Here is a 26932-nt window from a genome sequence, read left to right on the forward strand (position 1 = left end):
TGTTCCTGCTGCCATTGTTGCTTTCCCAAACGGTAATTCGCTTTTGCGTAAAATGTTTATAAATTGCTTTGACTCGTTAAAAACAATGTGTTAAAGATTAAACAAACAAAAGAATAAATGTTACTTTTGCAACGCAAAAATAAAATGGACTGTTTTTGTAAATTATTGTTCTTTAATTTTTTACGTATTGTTTAAAAAATAACATATGGTTCAAAATAAATTTCTGGTTCGTCATATCGGACCAAGTGAAGAAGAGATTATCCAAATGCTGCGTAAACTGGGACTCTCTTCTGTTGAACAGCTTATCGATGAAACCATTCCTGCCAATATTCGTCTGAAAGAAGATCTTGATCTTGAAGAAGGAATGGACGAATACAGCTACCTGCAGTACATTAAAAAACGGGCTTCTCAAAACAAAATCTTTAAAACCTATATCGGACTGGGGTATTACAACACCATTGTCCCGCCGGTGATTATGCGCAACGTTTTTGAAAACCCGGGATGGTACACCTCTTACACGCCTTATCAGGCCGAAATAAGCCAGGGACGGCTCGAAGCGCTGCTGAATTTCCAGACCATGGTTGCCGACCTTACCGGATTGCCGCTGGCCAACTCTTCGTTGCTCGACGAAGGAACAGCCGCTGCCGAAGCCATGCTGATGCTTTTTCATGCCCGCCCGCGGGCGCAGGTAAAAGCCGGCGCCAATGTTTTTCTGGTTTCCGCAAACCTGTTTCCGCAAACACTGGATGTGCTCAAAACACGGGCCGGTTCCAAAAATATTGATTTGCAGATACTGCCGGACGACGAATTTGAACTTTCTGAAAAAGTGTTTGGCTGCATGGTGCAGTATCCCGACAAAAACGGCCAGATTAATAACTATTCGGTCCTTGTCAGCCGGCTGAAAGAAAAAAATATTCCGTTGGCTGTGGCGGCCGATTTGTTAAGCTTAACCCTGTTGACTCCTCCGGGTGAATGGGGCGCCGATGTGGTTTTTGGCTCGTCACAGCGTTTTGGTGTTCCTATGGGATACGGCGGTCCGCATGCGGCCTATTTTGCCACTACTGAAACCTACAAACGGCAAATCCCGGGACGCATCATCGGTATTTCGAAAGATGCCCGCGGAAAAACCGCTCTGCGGATGGCACTGCAAACCCGCGAACAACATATCAAACGCGAAAAAGCCACGTCCAACATTTGTACGGCACAGGCACTGTTGGCGGTAATGGCCGGATTTTACGGCGTTTACCACGGAAAAGAAGGCCTGATTAAAATAGCCGAAGAGATACATTCTCTCACGGTGGATCTGGCTGCTGCCCTTCAAAAATATGGTTACAACAACCTGAACAGTGCTTATTTCGATACGCTGTATCTCGAAATTCCTTCCGGTGTCAACACGGGACTCATCCGTGCCAAAGCACTCGAAAACCAAATTAATTTCTTTTATGCTGACGACCGGCATCTTGGTATCAGTCTTGATGAAACCACCCGGACGGAAGATGTGGAAAAAATTGTTTCTGTTTTGGCAGATGCTGCCGGTAAACAAAAAGAGCCGGTTTCGTTCGGTAAGCCGGAAATGAATCTGAAAACAGCTCTTCCGGCTCCGTTGCGGCGCACAAGCGATTTTATGACGCATCCGGTCTTTAAAAAATACCGTTCCGAAACACAGATGATGCGTTATCTGAAATCGCTTGAAAACAAAGATCTTGCATTGAACCGCACCATGATTCCGTTGGGTTCCTGTACCATGAAACTGAATGCTGTTTCAGAAATGATGCCGGTGAGTTGGCCTGAGTTTACCGATTTGCATCCGTTTATTCCACAGGGTCAGGCAGCGGGTTATCATGCCGTTATCGAAGATATGGAACGGATTCTGTGCGAGATTACTGGGTTTGATGCCGTTTCATTTATGCCTAACTCGGGTGCTGCCGGCGAATATACCGGGTTGATGATGATTCGTGCTTATCTGCATAGCCGGGGCGAACAGCATCGTAATGTTTGCCTGATTCCGGCTTCGGCTCACGGTACCAATCCTGCCAGCTCAGTCATGGCCGGATTTCAGGTGGTGGTGGTCAAAACCGATGAAAACGGGAATATCGACGTGGATGACCTGAAGCAAAAAGCGGAAAAATACAAAGATACGCTCGGCGCGTTGATGGTAACTTATCCTTCCACGCATGGTGTTTTTGAGGAAGCCATTCGCGAAATTATTGAGATCATCCATTCGCACGGCGGACAGGTTTACATGGACGGTGCCAACATGAATGCCCAGGTTGGGTTGACCAGCCCCGGATTTATCGGTGCCGATGTGTGTCATCTCAATTTGCATAAAACCTTTGGCATTCCTCATGGCGGTGGTGGCCCGGGTGTGGGGCCGGTAGGAGTGGCTGCCCATCTGAAACCTTTTTTGCCTAAACATGTTTTTGTGGAAACCGGTGGTGAAAAAGGAATTCCGGCGGTGTCTTCAGCTCCTTACGGCAGTGCACTGGTGTTGCTGATTTCGTACGGTTATCTGAAAATGCTTGGGAAAACCGGTTTGAAAGAAGCTACAAAAATGGCCATTCTGAATGCCAATTACCTTAAAGATTCGCTAAAGGACGCTTATCCGATTTTATATACGGGAAAAAATGGCCGGGTAGGCCATGAAATGATTCTTGATTGCAAAGCTTTTAGTAAAACGGCCGGCATTGAAGTGATTGACATTGCCAAGCGGCTGATGGATTACGGCTTTCATGCGCCGACAGTGGCATTCCCGGTTCACGGCACATTGATGGTGGAGCCTACCGAAAGCGAACCGCTGGAAGAACTCGACCGTTTTGTGGCTGCGATGAAAGCCATTCGCGAAGAAATTCGTGAAGTAGAAGAAGAAAAAGCTGAGCGGAAAAACAATGTGGTTTCCAATGCTCCACATACGGCTGATATGGTGATTGTTACCGACTATACTTTGCCTTATTCCCGCGAAAAAGCAGTTTTCCCGCTGGATTGGGTTCGCGAGAACAAATATTTCCCGCCGGTGGGCAAAATTGACGATGCTTACGGCGACCGTAATCTCTGTCCCTGCCTGCCGGTAAGCGATTACGAAGGCCCGGTAGTGGAAGTGAAAGAGATGTAAATAATTCCGGTTAAAAAGAAAAAGCCTCTGTTTCGAAAAAGGAGAAACAGAGGCTTTTTTATGAAGTGTAATTTTGTTGCGTAATCGGTATTACACCATGGTAATGCGTGTTCCTCCGTTATCTACACCCAGCAAATTGGTTTCGGTGATAATGGTGTCTTTTCCGGTACTTTCCACAAAATTAATGGCGGCGCGTACCTTGGGTGCCATACTACCTTCGCCAAATTGACCTTCTTCCAGGTAACGTTTGGCTTCGTTCAGGCTCATTTTATCAATGGCTTTTTCCTGCGGCGTATTAAAATTGATAAATACCTTGGGAATATCAGTCAGGATGAACAATTTATCAGCCCGGATTCCTACTGCCAATCTTGAAGAAGCCAAATCTTTGTCAATCACGGCGTCAATACCCTGTAACTTGTTCTCTTTTACATAAAAACAGGGAATCCCGCCACCGCCCACTGCAATGACAATATGTCCTTCGCGGGCAATTTTTTCAATGGTTTTTTGATTAAAGATCAACATGGGGTTGGGCGAAGCTACCACTTTTCGCCATCCTCTTCCCCGGGCATCTTCTTTAAAAATGGCTCCGGTTTCTTTCATTATGGCATCCGCTTCTTCTTTAGTGTAATAAGGTCCCACAGGCTTGGTCGGATTTTTAAAAGCCGGGTCGTTTTTATCTACTAAAACCTGTGTTACTAAAGTTACAATATCGCGGTCTTTATCTTGTTTCATCAACACATTCCGGAGTTGTTGTTCCAGTACATATCCAATGAAACCCTGAGAATAGGCCCCGCAAATATCCAATGGCATTTCAGGAATTCCGTACACTTGTTTCCCGGCAGCGTTGGCCAGCATAATGTTACCTACTTGAGGCCCGTTGCCATGGGTAACAACCATATTGTATTTTTTCTTTAATAACTTGGTTAATTTTTTAGCAGCTTCATAAGCGTTAGCTTCCTGCTCATCAATGGTTCCTTTCTGTCCGGCCCTTAAAAGGGCGTTTCCGCCAAAAGCGACAACCGCTAATTTTTTCATATTTTTTGTGTTTTAATAAGATTCGTAAAAAAGAGTGCAAATTTAATAAAAAGGCGCAATCGTTGTAGTTTTAGCCCAGGGGTGGGTGGTTTAAATCTAAATATTGCTTTAAACCGGTGTTGACTTAAAACCTTTTTTAATTTTGCAATAAGAATAAATGGAAAGATGCGTAAATTAAGAAATGAAGAGTTAGGAAGGTTGGATGTAGACCGTTTTAAAAAGGTGCCGAAAGTACCATTTGTTGTAGTTCTTGATAACGTCAGGAGTTTAAATAATATAGGGTCAGCATTTCGTACCTCTGATGCTTTTTGTGTAGAAGCAATATATTTGTGTGGTATTACGGCAACTCCGCCACACCGGGAAATTCATAAAACAGCCTTGGGAGCCACGGATTCGGTCGACTGGAAATACTATGAAAGCACGATGGATGCCGTGAATGCGTTAAAAAATAATGGGTATCAGATTATCGCTATTGAACAGGCTGACGAAAGTACCGATTTGCGGGACTTTGCCCCCAAGTCAGACGGAAAGTATGCTCTGATTTTCGGTAATGAAATCAAAGGAGTGGGAGAAAAAATAGTGCAGCAAGCCGACCAGGTTATTGAAATTCCTCAATTTGGAACCAAGCATTCGTTGAATATCTCGGTAAGTATTGGGGTGGTCTTGTGGGATTTGACTATGAAGTGGCGAAGAATGAAATAAAATTTTTTGCAAGAAAAATTTGGTTAAAAATCTAAGTTTTAGATACTAATTAAAAAAATATGTATATTTGCCTAAAATAACCTGAAGGCTATAATAGAGCCGAAAGCGTTATGAAATAAGAAGTTTGGAATTTTAAATCATAAACCTTACAAGATGAAAAAAAATTATTCTTTAACCCGGATGCTCGTATTGAGCTTTCTGATGGTACTTCCGTTGGCTTTTTATGCCCAAAGCACTACTTCGGGTAAAAAAGACAAACAAGAAACAGAAAAAAAGGCCCAAAAACCACAAGAAAGTTTTAGCCCTTATTTCTTTGGGCAGGGGCAGTTTGGGGCTTCTTGGTCACATGCTGAGGTGGCTTCTACGTTGATTTTTCCTGATTTGAGCCATGATAATGTTTTTGTGGGGACAGGAAGTCTTGGTTTTGGTTATCAGTTTTTACCTTGGTTGAATGCCTATGTGGGGTTAAATCGAGGTTATGCTAAAGGTTATCTTGAAGCCAATAGCGATAAAAGTAAGTATATGCCAATTCCATCCCATGATTATTGGTATACTTCTGATTACTATGGTGGGGATTTAAATCTTGGATTAAATCTTTCCAATTTGATTGGTGGTTATAAAACCCGGGCGATTAATTTTGGGTTTCATGCTGGTTTGGGACAAATGCAATGGAAGTCAAAATTATATGATAAAACTACGGGTAGTTTAGTGGCTCGTCATGGCTATGATGGAAATAATGATTCACATAATGGTGGAATTTCAAACCGTAAAGTAGCATTAACTATTCCTTTTGGAGTTAATGTAAACTATACACTGAATGATAAATGGGATATTTATGGTGATTATTCCTATACTTGGTGGGATACAGACTTATTAGACGGTGTTGTATCTGGATATGGAAATTCTGGGCGTGACGGAACCTTAAATGCTTCTCTCGGTATTCGTTACAAATTTGTTCCCGGTGGCGTTGGCTCCATGGCAAAGAAAGCTCCGGAAAAAACCAGTATGGTTGTTATGCCTAAAGTCCTTGAAGAAAAAGGGGACAGTGTAGAAATTACAGTAAATGGAACTTTCCCTCCGAAATATTTTTCAAAAAATGCTGTGATGCTGATCCAGCCGGTGATAAAATATGAAGGAGGAGAAAAAGTACTTGATCCGATCAAACTTAAAGGAGAAAAAGTAGCTGGTAACGGTGAATTGATCAGTTACCAAAATGGTGGTTCTTTTACCCGGACCTACAAAGTTCCTTATGAAAAAGGTATGGATGTAGCCCAGTTGGTTACCGAGTCAGTGGTTTATCCTTATTCCGGAAAAGAATATGCTTCGGTGAAAGATGCGCTTGCCGGTGAAAAGAAAGCCAAAAGTATTGCTGAAAGAAAAATTGCTGATGGAACAATCGTAACGGCAAAAGCTGTTGAGCATAATGAACATTTTATTTTTGCTCCCGATGGTTACCAGAAGGTAACGATTGTTACAAATAAATCTGAGTTGCATTTTAAAGTGAATCAGGCAAATATTGACTGGAATCTTCCCTTAAATAAAAACAAAGCTAATTACGATGCTTTGAAAAATAATCTCTCTGACCTTTATAAAGGCTGGAAAGTAAAAAGTATTGATATCCAGGGATGGGCATCTCCTGAAGGAGAAGAAAGCTTTAACCAAGGACTTTCTGAACGTCGTGCCCAGGCTATGGAAAAATACATCAAATCCAAAATTAAAAGAGAGCTTCGGAAAAAAGACAACAACTTTGCCTTTAAAAGTGTAAAAGATATTCCGTTTAACTTGCATGCCAATGGTCCTGACTGGAACGGTTTCATGAAAGCAGTTGAAAAATCCGATATTAAAGACAAAGCTGCAATTCTGAATGTGATTAACTCGGCTAATGAAAGCAAAAAAGAGGAAGAAATCAGAAACATGATTCAGATTTATCCGCAACTGGAAAAAAGCATTCTGCCTCCTTTGCGTCGTGCCGAATTGTATGTGAATGCCATCGAACCGAAAAGACCGGAAAGCGAAATTGCACAGATGGCTACCAGTCCGGATTATGGCCAGTTGAAAGTAGCTGAAATTTTACATGCTGCTAACTTGACGAGCGATCTGAATACCAAGAAAAAAATCTATGCTAATGCCATGAAACGCTATCCAAATTGCTGGAGAGCTGTGGCCAATGCCGGTGCTGTTGATGTTGAACTTGGTGATTATCAAGAAGCTAAATCACTTCTGATGAAAGCCATGAAGATGAACAAAAATGCAGCTGTTGTACGCAACAATATGGGAATCTTATATGCTCGTCAAGGAGACTATAAGAAAGCAGAACATTGCTTCCTGTATGCTCAGAAACTGGGTGCTGACGAAGCTTATAACTTAGGTATTGTTAATATCATGAAAGGTGATTATGCCAAAGCCGTTCAGTTGCTGAGCAGTAAAAAATGCTCTTATAACCTTGGCTTGGCTCAAATGCTGAATGGTAATTTGGATGCTGCTACTAATACCCTGAAATGTGCTAAAGAAAATGCGGCTGTTGATTATCTGTTGGCTGTTGTAGGTGCCCGTAAAGGGGATAATACCATGGTTTATAACTATCTGGCCAAAGCCATTAAAGAAGATGCTTCTTATAAAGCTAAAGCTGCTAAAGACCGTGAATTCCTGAAACTTTTTAATACTCCGGATTTCAAAGCTTTGGTAGGAAATAACTAGTGATTTAAAAATATCCAGACTAAAAAAGGGAACCGAAATCGGTTCCCTTTTTTTATTGCTCCATGAGTCCAGGCTATTGTTGCATCAGTTTTTCAATTTCTTCTGGTTCAATCGGAAAATCTGCCATGAGATCAACCGGTTCTTTTTCTGTAACCAAGATGTCATTTTCTATACGAATTCCTGTCTTCTCTTCCGGAATGTATATGCCCGGTTCACACGTGAGAACCATTCCCGGTTGTAAAGGCTCGTGTTTTGCTCCCACATCATGGACATCCAGCCCCATAAAATGGGATGTTCCATGCATGAAATATTTTTTGAAAAGTGGATTGTTGTCATCCTGATTCTTTACTTCTTCTTCCGTAAACAATCCAAGCCTGATCATCTCTTTTTCCATTAACTGATTGGTTTTTTCATTAATGGTATTGATGGTATTTCCGGGAACATACAGTTTTTTTACTTCTTTCATCACCCGTAAGACGGCATTATATAATTCTTTTTGCCTTGGTGTGAATTTTCCATTCACCGGAATAGTACGGCTGAGGTCAGCGGTGTAATTGGCGTATTCAGCACCAAAATCCATCAACAACAAATCTCCGTCATGACAAGTTTTGTCGTTCTCGGTGTAATGCAATACACAGGCACTTTTTCCGGATGCGACGATGGGAGCATACCCGTGGCCTGTTGCTCCGTTACGGATAAACTCGTGCGTAATTTCAGCCTCCACTTCGTATTCATAAACGCCCGGCTTGGTGAATTGAAGAATCCGCCGGAAAGCCTTGTTCGTAATTTCGCAGGCTTTTTGTATGAGCTCAATTTCTTCTTTTGATTTGATTAACCTCTGACGGGTGAGTAATGGAGCGGCACGGTGATACTGGTGTAACGGAAATTGTTTTTGTATTTCATTTCCCAGCCTGATCTCGCGCGTTTCAACATCAGGGAAAAATTTAATGTATTCATTTTGGTTTAAATACACGTGATCGTGATAAGACATCACTTCTTTTAAAATGGCATCAAAATCTTCCAGCCAATAGATGCTTCCAATTCCGGAAGTTTCTTTGGCTTCTTCTTTCGTATACTTGTGCCCTTCCCATATTTCAAGTGTTTTGCTGCTTTTGAGTACAAACAAAACTTCCTGTAAGCTCGGATTTGGGCAGTTAGGAGCTATTAAAAGAATGCTTTTTTCCTGCTCGATGCCGGTGAGATAGAAAAAATCGGAGTTTTGCCGAAACGGATGAAACTGATCTCCGTTACGTGGACATTGATCGTTCGAAAAAAACACGGCAAAAGCATCGTTAGGCAACTGAGATGCAAACTTCTTCCGGTTGTTGGTAAAAAATTTGTTGTGAATGGGTTGGTAACGCATTTTATCAATATTTAAACCTGTTATAAATTATCGAATCAGGGGCTCTTTTAAAAGAATTCACATTGTATTATCTTAATACTTTGATAAATTTGTGCCACGCTAATTGTAAGCAAAATTAATTAATTCGATTAATAATAAAATGTTAAATTCGTTATTATGAGTAATAAACCTTACTATTCTTCGATTACGAAGAAGATTATCATGTCGTTGATGGGGCTCTTTTTAATAACGTTCTTGTTGGTTCATCTAACCCTCAATTCGTTTTTACTCGTCAACAAAAATTTGTTTAATGAAGGGGCTCATTTTATGGGAACCAATACCTTCATTCAAATTTTTCAGTGGGTATTATTTGCCGGCTTTGCCATCCATATTTTTTATGGTATTGTCCTGCAGATACAAAACTGGATGTCACGACCGAAAGGCTATAAAAGAAGAGCCTTCATGGAACAGTCTCCTTTTTCAAAGTACATGATTTATACCGGACTGTTAATACTTATTTTTCTGATTATCCATCTCACTAATTTCTTTGCTGTAAAAATGGGATGGGCAGGAAATGGCGTTCCCAAAGTTCCTGGAACCGATATGGAAGACATGGGACAATTGGTGATTAACCTCTTCCACAATGGTGGATACGTTGTCTTTTATGTGGTGATGTTTGTTTTAATGGGTTTCCATCTGGATCATGCTTTTCAGTCTGCTTTCCAGACATTGGGTTTAAACCATAAAACCTATTGGGGATTCATTAAAGGACTCAGCCGTGCCTATGCCATTGTGGTTTCTCTCGGCTTTATTATCATTCCGTTGTTTATTTACTTTTCAAAATAGTATAGCCTTATGACCAAGATAGATTCAAAAATTCCTGAAGGGCCTCTCGCCCAAAAATGGACACATTATAAGGAACATCAGAAACTTGTCAATCCTGCCAATAAGCGTAAAATTGATATTATCGTGGTGGGTACCGGACTTGCCGGAGGTGCTGCTGCTGCCAGTTTGGGCGAAATGGGATTTAATGTAAAAGTCTTTTGTATCCAAGATAGCCCGCGTCGTGCACATAGTATTGCCGCTCAGGGTGGAATTAACGCTGCTAAAAATTATCCTAACGATGGCGATACTGTTTATCGCTTGTTTTATGATACGGTAAAAGGGGGTGACTACCGCGGACGTGAAGCCAATACCTACCGGCTGGCTGAAGTCAGTAATAACATTATTGACCAATTGGTAGCCCAGGGGGTTCCTTTTGCCCGTGAGTACAGTGGATATCTTGCTAACCGTTCTTTTGGTGGCGCTCAGGTATCCCGTACATTTTATGCCCGTGGTCAAACCGGACAGCAGTTGCTTTTAGGTGCTTACGGCGCTTTAAGTAAAGAAATCAAACGGGGTTCTGTAAAACTTTATACCCGCCGGGAGATGCTCGATCTCGTTATTATGAAAGACGGTAGAGCCCGGGGAATTATCGTGCGGAATTTATTTACCGGAAAACTGGAACGGTACAGTGCTCATGCTGTATTGCTGGCTACAGGTGGATATGGAAATCTTTACTTCTTATCTACCAATGCTATGACATCTAATGGTAGTGCGGCCTGGAGAGCTTACAAAAGAGGGGCCTGGTTTGCCAATCCTTGTTATGTGCAAATTCACCCAACGTGTATTCCGGTTCATGGCGACTATCAATCGAAATTAACACTGATGAGTGAAAGTTTGCGGAACGATGGCCGTATCTGGGTTCCGAAGAAAAAAGAAGATGCTGAAAAAATCCGGAAAAAAGAGATTCGTCCCCGCGATATTCCTGAAGAAGACCGCGATTATTATCTCGAGAGAAGATATCCTGCTTTTGGAAACCTGGTTCCGCGTGATGTCGCTTCGCGTGCTGCAAAAGAGCGTTGTGATGCCGGATATGGCGTAGGTACAGGACAAGCAGTATTCCTTGATTTTAAAGAAGCTATTGCCCGTTTGGGTAAAGATGTGATCAAAGCCCGTTACGGGAACCTCTTTGATATGTACGAGCGGATTACGGACGATAATCCGTATGAAACCCCAATGATGATCTATCCGGCTGTTCACTACACCATGGGTGGCCTTTGGGTTGACTATGAATTGCAGAGTAATATCCCGGGATTATTCGTGGGTGGTGAAGCGAACTTCTCTGACCACGGCGCTAACCGCTTAGGAGCTTCTGCTTTGATGCAGGGATTGTCCGATGGTTATTTTATTCTGCCTTACACAATGCAAAATTATCTTGCTGACCAAATTACGGTAGGTACTATTCCTTCGGATACCCCTGAGTTTGAACAGGCAGAAAAAGATGTTCAGGCCAGAATTGAAAAATTGATGTCTATTAATGGCAAAGAAACGGTGGATTATTTCCACAAAAAACTGGGACGTATCATGTGGGATCATGCCGGTATGGCCCGAAACAGAGAAGGTCTGGAAGAAGGAATTAAAATGATTCAGGAACTCCGGAAAGAGTTCTGGGAAAATGTTCGTGTACCGGGTAATCCCAATGGAATTAACATTGAGCTGGAAAAAGCACTCCGTGTAGCGGACTTCCTTGAACTTGGCGAGCTGTTGGCCCGTGATGCTTTGCATCGGGAAGAATCAGCAGGTGGCCACTTCCGTGAAGAATACCAAACTCCTGAAGGTGAAGCACTACGTAACGACAAAGATTTCATGTATGTGGCAGCCTGGGAATACCAGGGCGATGACAAAGAACCTAAACTCCATAAGGAGCCACTGGTTTATGAAAATATCGAAGTCAAAACGCGTAACTACAAAACCGCTTAAGGAAGTTAACGGATTATTTTAAACTTTAAAAAGAAAAACAATGGATTTTAAATTAAAAATATGGCGCCAGGCTTCCCCCGATGATAAGGGAAAGTTCGTGGATTACGATGTGCACAACATCTCCTCTGATGCATCTTTTCTTGAAATGATTGATATCCTGAATGATGAATTGGTAGAAAAAGGAGAAGATCCTGTTGCCTTTGATCACGACTGTCGTGAAGGAATTTGTGGTATGTGCAGTATGTTTATTAACGGACATCCACATGGACCAGAAGCTGCAACCACAACCTGTCAGCTACATATGCGTAAATTCAAGGATGGGGAAACCATCGTTATTGAACCCTGGCGGGCTAAACCATTCCCGGTAATCAAAGACTTGATTGTGGACCGGTCGGCTTTTGATGAAATCATTCAGGCAGGAGGATATATTTCGGTAACAACCGGTGGTGTTCCGGATGCCAATGCCATTCCGATTAAAAAGGAAAATGCCGACCTGGCTATGGATGCTGCGGCTTGTATTGGATGCGGCGCTTGTGTTGCTGCTTGTAAAAATGCTTCTGCTATGCTGTTTGTTTCGGCTAAAGTGTCACAGTTTGCTTTGCTTCCGCAAGGAAAAGTGGAAGCCAAAGACCGTGTAAAAGCGATGGTGGCTAAAATGGATGAACTTGGTTTTGGTAATTGTACCAATACGTATGCTTGTGAAGCCGAGTGTCCCAAGGAAATTTCTATTACCAATATTGCACGGATGAACCGTCAGTTTATCGGTGCCAAACTGGGATAATATTTCCTGAAAAAGCACATTTTAACGGATATCTTGTTTTAACAGGATATCCGTTTTTTTGTGCCTGTTGTTTGTCTGCTTTTCAATATCTTTGCCCGAAACAAAATAAAAATGCAGTTTAAAGATGTAATTGGTCAGCAGGTTGTTAAAGAGCGGTTAATTGCTACGGTAAAGGAAAAGCGAGTGGCACATACTCAGCTTTTTCTTGGTCCTGAAGGTGCCGGAGCGTTGCCACTGGCACTTGCTTTTGCCCAGTACATCAATTGTCCGAATAAACAGGATGGAGAAAGTTGTGGCGTTTGTCCTTCTTGTGTAAAATACCAAAAGTTTTCTCATCCGGATCTTCATTTTATTTTTCCTACAGCAACCAATAACAAAATAAAAAAGAACCCGGAATCGGAACTTTTTCAGGAAGAATGGCTCGCCTTTTTACAGGAAAATCAAGGATATGTAACCCAGGATACTTGGTATGAAGCACTTGGTATTGGAAATAAACAGGGAACCATTTATGCCCGCGATGCCAACCAGATTGTTAAACTTTTGGGCTATAAACCTTATGAAGCGCCTTATAAGGTGGTGATTGTATTTATGGCAGAACGTTTACATCTATCAGCATCCAATAAACTTTTAAAAAGCCTGGAAGAACCTCCTGAGAACACATTAATTATTTTGATAGCCGAACGTTACGAAATGATTATTCCTACAGTGCGGTCGCGGGCACAGCTCGTTAAAGTTCCTCCGCTTTCTTATTCTGATGTGGAGCAGGAATTACTTCGCCGGTTTCCTGATGAAATTAGTGTGGAAAAAGCCCGGGAAGTGGCCATGTTATCGAGTGGAAACTGGAATAAAGCACGGGAACTTTTTGAGCAGGCCGAAGATGATCATTATAATTTTATCAAGTTCAGAGAGTGGATGCGGCTCTGCTTTTCCGGAAAAGATTATGGTGCTATTTATGAACTGGTTCAGGAGCTTTCGCGATTAGGACGTGAAAAACAGAAAAAATTCTTGCATTACGGACTGCAGGTGTTTCATAATTCGTTATTTATCCAGGAAGGACAAACGAATCTGGTAATGGCGACGGAAGAAGAAAAAGATTACTTGAAAAAATTTGCTCCGTATGTGAATCAGGCCAACCGACAAAAAATGTATGAATTGTTAAATGAAGCCATTTATCATATCGAACGTAATGCCCATCCGGGTATTCTTTTCTCCGATTTGAGCTTTCAGCTTGGAGATTGTCTGCAGGAGGGAAAAAAAGCTTTACAAACCGGGAAGGTTTGATTCTTTTTAAAAACTTTTTTTCGAAAAAAATAGTTCAGTAAGAATTTCCTACTTTTGTACTTTCGAGAAAAGAAGCAGGGGGAAATGGAAGAACATTTGGAAAACAAAACAAAAAATATAGAAGTAGTTGCCGGACGGGGTTGCTGTGTGGTAGACCAAGATGCTGAGTCTTACGAAGTAAACCAGTCGGTTTGTTGTAAGCTGACTTCTTATAATTGGCTGGATGGATTTGAAGATCCGGTTAAAAAAGAAGAAGAACGCTTTGTGGAGGTACGTTTTAAAAACGACCGGAAAGATTTTTTCCTTTGTCCGCCTGAACTTGTTCTGAAAGAAAATGAGATCGTCACGGTAGAAGCCAATCCGGGACATGATGTGGGTATTGTGGCTTTAACCGGAGAAGCCGTTTTGCTTCAGATGAAACGAAAGAATTATGACCCGCAACGTGCTGATGTCAAAAGGGTTTATAGACATGCCCGGGTGAGTGACGTCGAAAAATGGCTCATGGCTGTGGCACAGGAAAAAAATACCTTGTACGGAACCCGTCGTATTGCAGAAGAGCTGGGACTTGAAATGAAAGTAAATGACGTGGAATATCAGGGCGATAAAACCAAAGCCATTTTTTATTTCACGGCGGCGGATAGGGTGGACTTTAGACAGTTAATCCGGCGTCTGGCCGATGCATTTAAAGTGCGGGTTGAGATGCGCCAGATTGGGGTTCGGCAGGAAGCTGCCAAACTGGGAGGAATCGGTTCTTGTGGACGAGAACTTTGCTGCTCATCATATATGAGCAGTTTTAAAAGTGTTTCAACCAATGCGGCCCGGGTACAGCAACTCTCGTTAAATCCGCAAAAACTGGCCGGACAATGCGGAAAATTGAAATGTTGTCTGAATTATGAATTAGATAATTATCTGGAAGCATTAAATGATTTTCCTGATCCCAAAACTGTGCTGCAAACAAAAAAAGGACCGGCTTATCATCAGAAGAGTGATGTTTTTCAGAAACTTATGTGGTTTGCTTATGCTGATAGCCCGAATAATCTGATGGCTATTCCGGTGGATAAGGTAAAACGCATAATCCGAATGAACGAAAACAAGAAATTTCCTGCCGAATTAGAGGCTTTTGCCATGCAGGTAGAGCAAAATGCCTCCGAAGATAACGGGAGCGACGATAATGATTTTGTTTCGTACATATAATAATCCGGTAAGAATTTCATTGTAATAAATATGATACGGCATTTAAAAAAGGAATATGGATTGTTGCTCATTATAATCGGGCTGCTTTTTTTTACGTCGTGCCGGCGCAGTACCCTTTTTGCCGGTGCGGTTCCTTTAAATGGCGTATGGCCTAAAGAAAGTGCGGCAAAATTTGTGATTCCTGTTTCTGATACCGTTTCTCTGTATGATTTTTATGTCAATATCCGGCATACCCAAAAATACCGTTACAGTAATTTGTATCTTTTTATGGAAACCCTTTTTCCGAACAAAACATATACTCGTGATACACTGGAAATTATGTTGGCAAACCCCGAAGGAAAATGGCTCGGAAAAGGTTGGGGAAAAATAAAAGAAGATCATGTTTTGCTTAAATCAAAGTTCAGGTTCCCGCTAAAAGGAAAATATACGTTTTTGATTTGGCAGGGAATGCGAACAGATACTTTGCATGCCGTGCAAAGTGTGGGAATTGATATTGAAAAAAGTAAATAACTTTGTCGGAATAATAAGATTCTTTCATGATTCAGGAAAAAAGCGAAAATAAAGATAAAAAAAAGAAAAAATGGTGGAATTATATCACCAAATTTTGGCTGCTGTATTTCCTTAGCCTTGGGCTTGTGGTGTTGTTTTTTTATGGAATTGTTACCGGCTTTTTTGGGAAAATGCCTACTTTCAGACAGCTGGAAAATCCACAAACCAGTCAGGCTTCTGAAGTAATTTCTTCCGACGGACAGCTGCTGGGGACTTATTTTATTGAAAACCGTTCAAATGTTACTTACCGGCAAATTTCTCCTTATCTGATTAATGCTTTAATTGCTACGGAAGATGTTCGTTTTGAAGATCATTCAGGCATTGACCCGCGGGCATTGTTGCGGGTAGCTTACGGTTTGCTTACCGGCAAGCACAAAGGAGGCGGAAGTACAATAACCCAACAGTTGGCCAAAAACCTTTTCCCCCGTGGTAAGCTTAATAAGTTACAGTTGGTGGTACGGAAATTTCAGGAATGGGTAACGGCGGTAAAGCTGGAACGTTATTATTCCAAGGAAGAAATTATTGCCATGTATCTGAATACTGTTTTTTTCGGGCATAATGCTTACGGAATTAAATCGGCAGCCAGGACCTTTTTTGATAAATCTCCCGATTCGTTAAATCTTCAGGAAGCTGCTTTGTTGGCCGGAGTGGTAAATATGCCTACGCATTACAGCCCCATTTTACATCCCAAAGCAGCGATGAAAAGACGTAATCTGGTTCTTGCCCAGATGGCCAAATACGGATATATTTCAGAAGCGGTACGCGATTCGGTATCCAAGCTTCCGCTTGGGGTGGAACATTATGGTTTGTTGAATCATAATACCGGCGAAGCCCGTTATTTTAGAGAATATCTTCGAAAAATTCTGACAAAACACAAACCACAACGAAAAAATTATTGGAACATTCACCAATATCACAACGATTCAATAGAATGGGAAACCGATCCGCTATATGGATGGTGTAATAAAAATACAAAAGCGGATGGCTCACATTTTAATATTTATACCGATGGATTAAAAATTTATACTACCATCGATACCCGTATGCAGCATTATGCCGAAGATGCTGTTCGTGAATATCTTTCGCAAACCCTGCAGCCCGAATTTTATGCTCATTGGAAAGGACATCCGCACGCACCGTTTGTTTTTCCGGGAGCCAGTGAACAGGAAATTGAGCGTCAGATTCATAAAATTATGATTCAGGCCATGAAACGTTCATTCCGTTATCATGAGATGAAAAGAGCTGGGATTCCGGAAGATTCGATTGAGCGGGTTTTTCATAAACCGGTGCCCATGAAAGTTTTTTCATGGAAAGGAATTATCGACACGGTGATGACACCAATGGATTCCATTCGGTATTACAAATTCTTCCTGAATGCCGGATTGATGTCCATGGAACCGCAAACCGGTTATGTACGGGCTTATGTGGGCGGTATTGATTATCGTTTCTTTAAATATGATCATGTAACACAGGCCAAACGACAGGTGGGTTCTACGTTTAAACCTTTCCTTTACACATTGGCCATGCAGGAAGGAGAATACAGCCCCTGCTACAAAGTGCCTAATATTTCGTATAGTGTTCCTTTGCCCAATGGAAAATTCTGGACGCCACACAATGCCGATTCGCGCCGGATAGGAGAGGAAGTAACTTTAAAATGGGCGTTGGCCAACTCCAATAACTGGATTTCTGCCTGGCTGATTAGCCGGTTTTCACCCCAGGCAGTGATTCAAATGGCGCGGAAAATGGGGGTTACTTCTCCTATACCGCCGGTTCCGGCCATTGCGTTGGGAACCCCTGATTTGTCCCTTTATGAAATGGTTGGTGCAATGAATACGTTCCCGGATAAAGGGGTTTATATAAAACCGGTATTTGTTACCAAGATAGAAGATAAAAACGGAAATATTCTTTATCAGGCTGCGCCGAAAAAAACGGAAGCCATGAGTGAGATAACCGCTTATAAAATGATTAAACTGCTTGAAGGAGTTGTGGAAAGCGGAACCGGTATTCGTTTGCGTTACCGCTATGGTTTTAATAATCCGGTGGCAGGAAAAACAGGAACAACACAAAATCAGTCTGATGGCTGGTTTATGGGAATTGTCCCCCGGTTGACAACTGGTGTATGGGTGGGGGCTGAAGATCGCAGCGTTCATTTCCGAACCATTAAACTGGGACAGGGAGCCAATATGGCTCTGCCTATTTGGGCCATTTATATGCGGAAAATATATAATGATCCTTCGTTAGGAATCAGTCCGAAGGATGATTTTGCTAAGCCGTTGAAAGATATTGATATCGAATTTGATTGCGCTAAATATGATAAAAAACACAAAGCATTGAATCCAAATGCCACTCAACAGAGTGATCATTTTTAAAAAATTAACAAGTTTAGCTAATTTTTTTAAAAAACGTGGATATTAAAGGGTTTTGTTTATTTTTGCTCCTATTAGAAGGCGGGATTGAGAAGATATTAGCTCGGGGAATTACTAATTGCTGCTGGAATGAAGAAAAAGGATTTTTTTTGTCGTAATATTTTTCCATTGTTTTACCAGATTACTTTTCCGGTAAGGATTTTTCTATTGCTCTTTGTATTACTGGTTTTCTCTGAAAACGGTTTTGGTGGTATATCATTGAAACGGACAAATATAGATTCTTCAGACATTGTTGTGTTATTAAGAAAAGCTGAAAAATTGAAACCGGATTCGGCTGTTCGTTTGTTGGATAGCCTTGAATCCCTTTTCCCTCCTCAGTCAAGATCTGTTCTTTTGGCTAAAATTTATCTCTGTAAAGGAGAGATGGAGATGCGGATGGATCAGCCAATATTGGCCGATTCAAATTACCATAAAGCATTTCGTATTTTATCTGACCAGGCAGCAGATACCCAATATTTATTGCTTTTGAAAAAAATGTCGGCCAATGCTTATCGCCTGGGAGACAATATGGAAATGCGGGAGTTTGCGTTGATTGGTTTGCAGGTAGCTCAAAAATTGGGCGATAAAGAAAAGGAAGGGATTTTTAGTAATCTCTTGGGCATTGCTATGGATGGAATGGGCAATAAAGCTGATGCCCTAATTTATTATCAGAAAGCATTGAAGATCTTTTCTCATTTAAAGAATGAAAAACGGATTTCCAGTGTGGAAATGAATCTTGGTGTGCTGAGCCAGGAACAGAAGGATATTAAAAATGCGAAAAGATATTATGAAAATGCATTGATATCAGCAGAAAAGGTTCATGATACCGGTGTTTTGACTGCGGTTTATCTGAATTTGGCGAATATTTATTCGTACGAAAACAATTTGTCTGAGGCACTTAAATATTCATTTAAGTCGCTCGAATTAAGCCGGATGTCAAAAAATGTGAACACAGAAGCCCTGAACCTGAACAATATAGGCGATACTTATCAGAAGATGAACAATCTTGATTCGGCATATATTTATTATCGCAAAGCCCTTCGTTTGTCAGAAAAGGTTTATGATGTTCGAACCATGAGTGTTATCATGGTTAGCCTCTCGGAACTTTATGCCATGAGAAATCAGATTGATTCGGCATTGTATTATGCTAATCGGGGATGGGAATTGTTGAAAAAAGGGGGAGATGTTTATGACCAGCTTTATGCTTTAAAACAACTTGAAAAATTATATGCCCGGAAAAAAGATTACCACAAAGCTTATCAGTTACTTCAAAAATTTGTGGTGATACACGACAGTGTTTATTCGGCCAAAAACCGTTCTCGCCTTGACCGGGTGAAAATGCAATATCTCTTTAAGGTAAAAGATCAAACCCTGAAGTTGGCACGTGAGCGTCAGAAATTATTCCGGGCTTATCTGTTTGTATCACTTTTTGCTTTGTTGTTGGTTATCGGAGTGGGGATTTTCCTTCTTCGTATCCGTACCCTTCGCGATCGTGAACTGAAAAAAAGAATGGCCTTTGTGGATAGCCTTTTGGAATATTCCGAAAGTTTTGTGCTGATGCTCGACCGCGATCTGAAGATTTCGTATCTCAGTCCGTCGTACCAGAAAACATTTGGGCATTCGCTGAAAGATCGTAAAGGGGGCGACCCATTTGATTTTGTTCATCCGGATGAAGTGGATCATCTTAGGGCATTGCTGAATGATTTTTTTATCGGGAAAAGAAAACGGCTCGAATTTTCATTCCGCCTGAGAAAAAGTACCGGAGAATACCGTTATATGCAAGGCGTTTTTAATAATCGTCTCGATAATCCGGAACTAAACGGATATGTGCTCAATTTTTGGGATGTAACCGAGTTGCGAAAAACCCAACAGGCAATATCCGAAAGTGAAAGAAAATACTATGACATCTTTAATGCTTTTCCGGATATCTATTTCCGGATTGATAATCAGGGAAAGGTAACCGAGATAAGTCCGTCGGTGAAATCCGTGGCGGGGTATGAAAGAGAAGAAGTGTTGGGTAAATCAATGTATGATTTTGTGGAAATTGACCGGGAATGGCCACGTATTAGTAAGATTTTGCAACGCATACAGCGGGTAAAAGATTTTAGCCTTACCTTGCGTACTAAGCAAGGAAAACTTCTTTATTGTTCGTTGAATATTCATGAGCTAAGAGATTCAGATCAGAATTTATTGGGTTACGAAGGTGTATTGCGCGATATTACCGATCGTGTTTTGGCGGAGAAACGTTTACGGCAGTCTGAAAATCAATTAAAAGAAGCAAACGCATCCAAAGACAAGTTGCTTTCTATCATCGGACACGATTTATTGGGACCTATCGGTACCCAGAAATCGATTCTGGACATGGTTATCGACGATGTGGAAGATTTTTCTCGCGAAGAGATTCTCAGCCTTTTAAAAACCATGAAACCTTCGCTGGATGCTACCTATACCATGATTGAGAATTTGCTTTCGTGGGCCCGTATTATGCGGAAAAGTATTTCGCCCCGTATAGCACAAGAAAATATTACCGAGATTGTTCGTAAATCGTTTGACTTACTGTCACAGCAGGCTTCCCGGAAAAATATCAAACTGGTATATGAAGGAGATGAAAAAGTGGAAGGGTTGTTTGATAAAAATATGATAGAAATCGTGATCCGGAATTTGCTTTCTAATGCCATAAAGTTTTCGCATCCTGATAGTAAAATCACCGTTACGGTGGCCAAAGGTTCCGGTGAAGTGGTGGTGAGTGTTTCTGATGAAGGAACCGGATTGACCAAAGAGCAAATTGAAAAAATTCTGAAAGAAAAAGAAAAAATGGAATCACGGCCGGGTACCCGGAAAGAAAAAGGAACGGGGCTTGGTTTGGTAGTGGTGAAAGAATTTATTCAGTTGAACAACGGAAAACTCTTTATTGAAAGTGAGCCGGGAAAAGGTACTACATTTAGTTTTACCATTCCTTTGGCCTAAACATAAATTTCTGAAAATAAAGAGATGAAACCAACAATTTCAAAAGATCAGCCCATCCGGTTGTGGGCTGAAGATGATCGCCCGCGTGAAAAAATGTTGCTGAAAGGAAAAAATTCACTCAGCAATGCCGAATTGATAGCTTTGCTTATTGGCTCCGGCAATGGTGATGAGTCGGCTGTGCAGCTGGCCCGGCGGATGCTGGAAAGTGTGGATAACAACCTGATTACATTTTCTAAATTAGGAATTGAAGAGCTTTCTCGTTTTCGTGGCATGGGAAAAGCCAAAGCCATCAGTATTCTTGCAGCTTTTGAATTAGGGAAACGCCGTGTGGCAGAGGGAGTTATCCGGCAAGCAAAAATCACGTCCAGCCGCGATATGTATGAATTACTGTTGCCCGAACTTACCGATCGTTATTACGAAGCTTTTTATGTGGTTTTTCTTGATCGGGCCAACAAGATCATTCGCAAATTAAATATCAGTACCGGTGGTGTGGCCGGCACTGTAGTGGACCCGAAAAGAATTTTTAAACAGGCACTCGATTTTAATGCTTCATCGATTATTTTAGCACATAATCATCCGTCGGATAATTTAAAGCCAAGTGAAAACGACATTAAACTTACCCGTAAATTAAAAAGAGCCGGCGAAGCCCTCGATATTTCTGTGTTAGATCATATCATTGTCGGAAACGATAATTATTTTAGTTTTGCCGATGAAGGTTTGTTGTAAAAACAGCGCTTTTAGCTTGCGTTTTTTACAGAAACAGCGGCCCATTTTTTTGAATGCTTATGAAGATTGTAACCCTGATTGGAGCCCGTCCGCAGATTATTAAAGCTGCTGCGTTAAGCCGGGTGATAAAGAACCGTTTCCCGGATGAAGTGGAAGAAATTATTGTTCATACCGGACAGCACTACGATGCCAACATGTCGCAGGTTTTTATTGATGAGTTGGGAATTCCGGAGCCCCGGGTAAATCTGAATATCGGAAGCGGAACCCACGGTTGGCAAACCGCCGGAATGATTACGGGGGTTGAAAAAATTCTTTTGGATGAAAAACCCGATTATCTGGTGCTTTATGGCGATACCAACTCCACACTGGCCGGAGCAGTGGCCGCTTCCAAGATTCATGTTCCGGTGGTGCATATCGAAGCCGGTTTGCGATCGTTCAACAAAAGTATGCCCGAAGAGATCAACCGGATTATGGCCGACCATGTTTCCACCTTGTTGTTTACCCCCACAGAAACCGGATACCAGAATCTTTTGCGAGAAGGTTTTCGTCCCGATAATCCGTCGCCATTTACCGCCGACCGGCCCGGGATTTTTCATTGTGGTGATGTGATGTACGATAATAGCTTGTATTTTAAAGAAATTGCTTTGAAAAAGAGTACAATTCTGAAGCAGCTTAATCTGGAAGATCAGGCTTTTTATTTGGCTACAGTACATCGCGACAGCAATACCGATCATCCCCGGCGTTTGCAGGCTATTTTTGAATCGTTTCTGCAAATAGCTACAACCGGAGGAAAACCGGTAGTAGTGCCGTTACATCCGCGGACGGCCAAATTACTGGAAAAAAATATCGGAGAAAAACTGTATCAGCAAATTCAAAAAGAGGATAAAATACGACTGATTCCTCCCGTTTCATTTCTGGATATGATCATGCTGGAAAGCCGGTGCGAGATGGTTTTTACCGATTCGGGCGGTGTACAGAAAGAAGCTTATTTCTTTGAAAAACCGGCTATTATTTTGCGCTCGGAAACCGAATGGAAAGAAATAGTGGAACAAGGTTGTGGTGTGGTGGCCGATGCCGACAAAGACAACATAATGGCCGCTTTTGATCTTTTCAGTAAGAAAAAAGATGAACTGGTTTTCCCCCCGTTGTATGGCGATGGCAAAGCGGCGGAATTTATGGTTTCTAAAATGCTTCAGAACCGGTAACCCTGGTTAGCCAAAAAAATAAGGGAAGTCCGGTAATAACGATTTTTTTCCTTACTTTTGCAGACAGAACATTGCAGGATAAGATGAAAACTTCCTCCTTGCCTGTAACGGACAGAAATGGTTTATTCAAAGCCTATTAGTAAATAATTTACCGGAAAATATGGAATATAACACCGCACGCGACAAAATGGCTATTCCCGAATATGGTCGTAATATCCAAAAAATGGTTCAGCATGTTGTTCAGATTGAAGATCGTAAAGAACGGACAGCGGCTGCCAAAAGAGTGGTTGAGATCATGGCCAATATGCATCCGCAGGTAAGGGAAGTCAGTGATTATATGCACAAACTGTGGGACCATCTTTATTTTATCTCAGATTTTAAACTTGATGTGGACAGCCCTTATCCGCCTCCGGAAAAAGAGGCGATCAGCCGTCGTCCTGAAAAATTGCATTACAGCGAAAATCACATCCGTTTTAAACATTACGGAAAACATCTTGAAAACATGATAAAATATGTTTCAGGATTGGAAGACGGACCGGAGAAAAAAGAGCTGACACTGATGATTGCGAATCAGATGAAACGGGCTTACCTGAACTGGAACCGGGATTCGGTAAGTGACAAAATGATTCTAAGCCAGTTGGAAGAACTCTCTAACGGCAAGCTAAAGCTGGATGATGATGTTCAGCTGATTCCGACAAACGAAGTGTTGTCCGGATCCCGTAATAAAAAGAAGAAAAACAACCAAAACAAAAATAATAACAACGGCAGGAAGAAAAAATACGGCCGGAAATCTTATTAAAGAATGGGCTCTTTTAAAATAGTCGGAGGGCATCGCCTGCGGGGCTCCATTCGTCCGCAAGGAGCCAAAAATGAAGCACTTCAGGTGATTTGTGCGACCTTGCTCACCTCCGAACCGGTTATTTTGCATAATGTACCTGATATTCGGGATGTCAATCGTCTGATCGAATTGCTGAAAGGTTTTGGGGTAAAGGTAGAAAAGATAGCGGACGAAAGTTATCGTTTTCAGGCTGCCGAATTGGATCTTGATTATTTGGATTCGGATGATTTTTTTCAGAAAGCCACCAGCATTCGCGGAAGCATTATGATTTTAGGGCCGCTTTTGGCCAGATACGGTCGGGGCGTAATTCCACAACCCGGTGGAGATAAAATCGGTCGTCGCCGCCTGGATACCCATTTTAACGGCTTGCAAAAGTTGGGCGTTTCGTTTGTTTATGATGAAGCAGAAAAACGCTATGACGTAACTACCAAAGGGCTTAAAGGCAATGAAATGCTGCTTGAAGAAGCTTCGGTAACCGGTACGGCTAATATTCTGATGGCTGCAGTAATGGCCGAAGGAAAAACCGTGATTTTTAATGCAGCTTGCGAACCTTATCTGGTGCAATTGAGCAAAATGCTTATTCAAATGGGTGCCCGTATTGATGGCGTGGGGTCCAATCTGCTGACCATTCACGGGGTTTCGTCACTTCACGGAACTACGCATACGCTGCTGGCTGATATGATTGAAGTAGGCAGTTTTATCGGAATGGCCGCTATGACCCGCTCGTCGTTGACTATTGAAAATACCCGGCTTGCTGATTTGGGAATGATCCCTACCGTTTTCAGACGGCTTGGTGTTGGTGTGGAACAACAGGGTGATCATATTTTTGTTCCGGCTCAGGAACATTATACCATCGAAACTTTTATTGACGGCTCTATCATGACGATTGCCGATGCGCCGTGGCCCGGTTTTACTCCGGACCTGATCAGTATTGTTTTGGTTGTAGCCACCCAGGCCAAAGGGAGTGTGCTCATTCATCAAAAGATGTTTGAAAGCCGCCTTTTCTTTGTGGATAAACTGATTGATATGGGGGCTCGTATTATTCTATGTGATCCGCACAGAGCTACGGTTATCGGATTGGATAATGCTCAGCCGTTACGGGGCATCCGGATGACCTCGCCGGACATTCGTGCCGGAGTGGCTTTGTTAATTGCGGCTTTGTCAGCCGATGGAACCAGTATCATCGATAATATTGAACAGATCGACCGGGGATATCAGCACATTGATACCCGTTTGCGTGCGCTTGGGGCAGATATTCAGCGGATTTCCTGACCTTTGTTTTTCCTGTGAAAAAAGGTGTTGTAGCCCTTCAATTGCTCCCTTCGTAAAATCATTAACTTTGCAAAAAAATTGTCAGCGTTTTCCTTTTTTTTCTGTCATTATGACTGGAGTAAAAGAGTGGCAAAAAATTTGTTAACCACAAAGGAAATCAATAAAAAGGAGTGATAAAAATGAGTACAAAAAAACAAGATAAAAATAAAAAACAGGAAGTTGCTGATGATGTAACTTTTGAGAATCAACCGGAAACACAAAAACAGGAAGAAAAAAAAGAAAAAGAATCGGTTGATTCAACCCATAAAGAGAAGAAGAAAACAAAAAAATCTTCCACGCAGAAAAAGCTGGAAGAGCTTCAGGAAAAATATGATGACCTGAACGACAAATACATGCGGCTTTATTCGGAGTTTGACAACTACCGCAAGCGAACGGCAAAAGAACGGATTGAATTGCAAAAATCGGCTTCGCAAGAAATGATCCTTGCAATTTTGCCGGTGGTTGACGATTTGGAACGTGCTATTCAGGCTTTTGAAGAGCATCATTTAAGTGAAGAAGCGAAAAAAGGTATCGAGCTGATATATAATAAATTGATGACAATCCTGAAACAAAGAGGATTGGAAGAAATTGATGCCAAAGGGCAACCGTTCGATACGGATTTTCATGAAGCGGTAACGAATATACCGGCTCCTTCAAAAGAACTGAAAGGCAAAAACGTGGATGTCATTCAGAAAGGATATATGCTGAATGGAAAGGTAATTCGCTATGCGAAAGTTGTTGTCGGACAATAAAATCCTGGAAAATAGCCAGATTAAAAAGTGGGGATTAACCATCCCGGAAAGGAAGCAAAAGAGATGAGTAAACGTGATTATTACGATGTGCTCGGCGTTTCAAAAGATGCCTCGCAGGCCGAAATAAAAAAGGCCTACAGGAAGATGGCCATTAAATATCATCCGGATAAAAATCCGAATGATAAAGAGGCCGAGGAAAAATTTAAAGAAGCTGCCGAAGCGTATGAAGTATTGAGTAATCCCGAAAAACGGGCCAAGTATGATCAATTTGGTCATGCCGGCGTGGGCGGTGGAGCTGCCGGTGGTGGTTTCAGTGGTGGCGGAATGTCCATGGAAGATATTTTCAGCCATTTTGGCGATATCTTTGGCGGACATTTCAGCTTTGGTGGAAGTTCGTTTGGCGGGGGCTCTTACGGTGGAGGCTCCGGAAGACGTCGTATGCGGAAAGGGTCGAATCTGCGGGTGAGAGTGAAACTGACTTTGTCAGAAATGGCTCATGGCGTAGAGAAAAAAATTAAAATTAAAAAATATGTGCCCTGTCCGGCGTGTCATGGAACCGGAGCTGAACCGGGTACGCAGCCCACAACGTGTCCTACCTGTCACGGAACAGGACAGGTTACCCGGGTGACCAATACTTTTCTCGGACAAATGCAAACCTCTTCCACCTGTCCGCAGTGTGGGGGAGAAGGAGAAATCATTACTAAAAAATGTACTACTTGTCATGGTGACGGTATTGTGAAGTCTGAGGAAGTGGTAACCATTAATATCCCGGCAGGAGTGAACGACGGAATGCAGCTGAGCCTGAGTGGAAAAGGAAATGCTGCTCCCCGTGGTGGAATTCCCGGCGATTTGATTGTGCTGATTGAAGAGATCCCGCACCCGAGCCTGAAACGCGACGGAAATAATTTGCTGTACGATCTCTATGTCAGCTTTCCGGATGCCGCACTGGGAACAACCGTTGAAATCCCTACGGTAGACGGAAAAGCCCGTGTGAAATTGCCGGCCGGAACTCAGGGGGGAAAAGTGTTGCGACTGAAAGGAAAAGGTTTGCCGGATGTAAATGGATACGGAAAAGGTGATTTACTGGTGAACGTGAATATCTGGACTCCGAGAAACCTGACACACGAAGAAAAACGAATTTTGGAAAAACTGAAAGATTCGCCCAACTTCAAACCCAATCCCACATCCAAAGATCGAAGTTATTTCGACCGGATGCGTGAATTTTTCTCCTAAAAT

At 42.0% G+C, this 26932-nt stretch carries 19 protein-coding genes; 17 read left to right on the top strand and 2 right to left on the bottom strand.

Translation table 11 applies throughout. From position 1 onward, the window contains the following. The first annotated feature begins 205 nt into the window (after window positions 1-205). Window positions 206-3109 (top strand): aminomethyl-transferring glycine dehydrogenase, encoded by a 2904-nt coding sequence (gcvP, locus tag LA303_RS04855; protein WP_240526807.1) that lies wholly within the window; start codon window positions 206-208, stop codon window positions 3107-3109. 90 nt (window positions 3110-3199) lie between these two features. Here gcvP and arcC read toward each other — a convergent pair whose 3' ends face one another. Continuing rightward, on the bottom strand, window positions 3200-4144 hold the full coding sequence (gene arcC, locus LA303_RS04860; RefSeq protein WP_240526808.1) for a carbamate kinase: 945 nt from the start codon (window positions 4142-4144) through the stop codon (window positions 3200-3202). A gap of 165 nt (window positions 4145-4309) precedes the next feature. On the opposite strand from arcC, the gene LA303_RS04865 reads away from it, so the two are divergent. Beyond that, window positions 4310-4846 carry an RNA methyltransferase gene (locus tag LA303_RS04865; RefSeq protein ID WP_240526809.1) on the top strand — a complete coding sequence of 179 codons (537 nt, stop codon included), beginning with the start codon at window positions 4310-4312 and terminating at the stop codon, window positions 4844-4846. Window positions 4847-4999: 153 nt separating this feature from the next. Further along, the gene (locus tag LA303_RS04870) at window positions 5000-7543 is read left to right on the top strand and encodes a TPR end-of-group domain-containing protein (RefSeq protein WP_240526810.1); all 2544 of its coding nucleotides are present in this window, start codon (window positions 5000-5002) and stop codon (window positions 7541-7543) included. 73 nt (window positions 7544-7616) lie between these two features. Here the strand turns inward: LA303_RS04870 and LA303_RS04875 are convergent, their stop codons facing one another. Next, entirely contained in the window at window positions 7617-8906 is a 1290-nt protein-coding gene (locus LA303_RS04875; protein ID WP_240526811.1) for an aminopeptidase P N-terminal domain-containing protein, read from the bottom strand. Between the two features lie 156 nt (window positions 8907-9062). On the opposite strand from LA303_RS04875, the gene LA303_RS04880 reads away from it, so the two are divergent. From LA303_RS04880 to dnaJ, 14 genes are all read left to right on the top strand, one after another. After that, window positions 9063-9731: a succinate dehydrogenase cytochrome b subunit gene (locus LA303_RS04880; protein WP_240526812.1), complete on the top strand. Its 669-nt coding sequence runs from the start codon at window positions 9063-9065 to the stop codon at window positions 9729-9731. A gap of 9 nt (window positions 9732-9740) precedes the next feature. Then, a complete protein-coding gene (locus tag LA303_RS04885; protein WP_240526813.1) occupies window positions 9741-11687 on the top strand; it encodes a fumarate reductase/succinate dehydrogenase flavoprotein subunit in 1947 nt (648 codons plus the stop codon). A gap of 40 nt (window positions 11688-11727) precedes the next feature. Next, the gene (locus tag LA303_RS04890) at window positions 11728-12468 is read left to right on the top strand and encodes a succinate dehydrogenase/fumarate reductase iron-sulfur subunit (RefSeq protein ID WP_240526814.1); all 741 of its coding nucleotides are present in this window, start codon (window positions 11728-11730) and stop codon (window positions 12466-12468) included. Between the two features lie 111 nt (window positions 12469-12579). Further along, window positions 12580-13749, top strand: coding sequence for a DNA polymerase III subunit (locus LA303_RS04895; protein WP_240526815.1), 1170 nt, complete (start codon window positions 12580-12582; stop codon window positions 13747-13749). An 84-nt stretch (window positions 13750-13833) separates the two neighbouring features. Beyond that, window positions 13834-14943, top strand: coding sequence for a PSP1 domain-containing protein (locus LA303_RS04900; RefSeq protein ID WP_240526816.1), 1110 nt, complete (start codon window positions 13834-13836; stop codon window positions 14941-14943). 30 nt (window positions 14944-14973) lie between these two features. Beyond that, entirely contained in the window at window positions 14974-15453 is a 480-nt protein-coding gene (locus LA303_RS04905; protein ID WP_240526817.1) for a gliding motility lipoprotein GldH, read from the top strand. A gap of 26 nt (window positions 15454-15479) precedes the next feature. Continuing rightward, entirely contained in the window at window positions 15480-17861 is a 2382-nt protein-coding gene (locus LA303_RS04910) for a penicillin-binding protein 1A (RefSeq protein WP_240526818.1), read from the top strand. Between the two features lie 390 nt (window positions 17862-18251). Beyond that, window positions 18252-20864, top strand: coding sequence for a PAS domain S-box protein (locus LA303_RS04915; protein WP_240526819.1), 2613 nt, complete (start codon window positions 18252-18254; stop codon window positions 20862-20864). A 24-nt stretch (window positions 20865-20888) separates the two neighbouring features. Then, on the top strand, window positions 20889-21590 hold the full coding sequence (radC, locus tag LA303_RS04920) for a RadC family protein (RefSeq protein WP_240526820.1): 702 nt from the start codon (window positions 20889-20891) through the stop codon (window positions 21588-21590). Between the two features lie 59 nt (window positions 21591-21649). Next, complete coding sequence (gene wecB / locus LA303_RS04925; protein ID WP_240526821.1) at window positions 21650-22795, top strand: non-hydrolyzing UDP-N-acetylglucosamine 2-epimerase; 1146 nt, start codon at window positions 21650-21652, stop codon at window positions 22793-22795. A gap of 160 nt (window positions 22796-22955) precedes the next feature. Next, window positions 22956-23594 (top strand): DUF4290 domain-containing protein, encoded by a 639-nt coding sequence (locus LA303_RS04930; RefSeq protein ID WP_240526822.1) that lies wholly within the window; start codon window positions 22956-22958, stop codon window positions 23592-23594. Between the two features lie 3 nt (window positions 23595-23597). Then, window positions 23598-24905 (top strand): UDP-N-acetylglucosamine 1-carboxyvinyltransferase, encoded by a 1308-nt coding sequence (gene murA / locus LA303_RS04935; protein ID WP_240526823.1) that lies wholly within the window; start codon window positions 23598-23600, stop codon window positions 24903-24905. Window positions 24906-25084: 179 nt separating this feature from the next. After that, entirely contained in the window at window positions 25085-25696 is a 612-nt protein-coding gene (locus tag LA303_RS04940; protein WP_240526824.1) for a nucleotide exchange factor GrpE, read from the top strand. Between the two features lie 63 nt (window positions 25697-25759). Next, complete coding sequence (gene dnaJ / locus LA303_RS04945; protein ID WP_240526825.1) at window positions 25760-26929, top strand: molecular chaperone DnaJ; 1170 nt, start codon at window positions 25760-25762, stop codon at window positions 26927-26929. Window positions 26930-26932: the final 3 nt, after the last annotated feature.

Origin of the sequence: Candidatus Sulfidibacterium hydrothermale (assembly GCF_020149915.1) — a bacterium.
In the GTDB taxonomy this organism is placed as follows: Bacteria; Bacteroidota; Bacteroidia; order Bacteroidales; family F082; genus Sulfidibacterium; species Sulfidibacterium hydrothermale.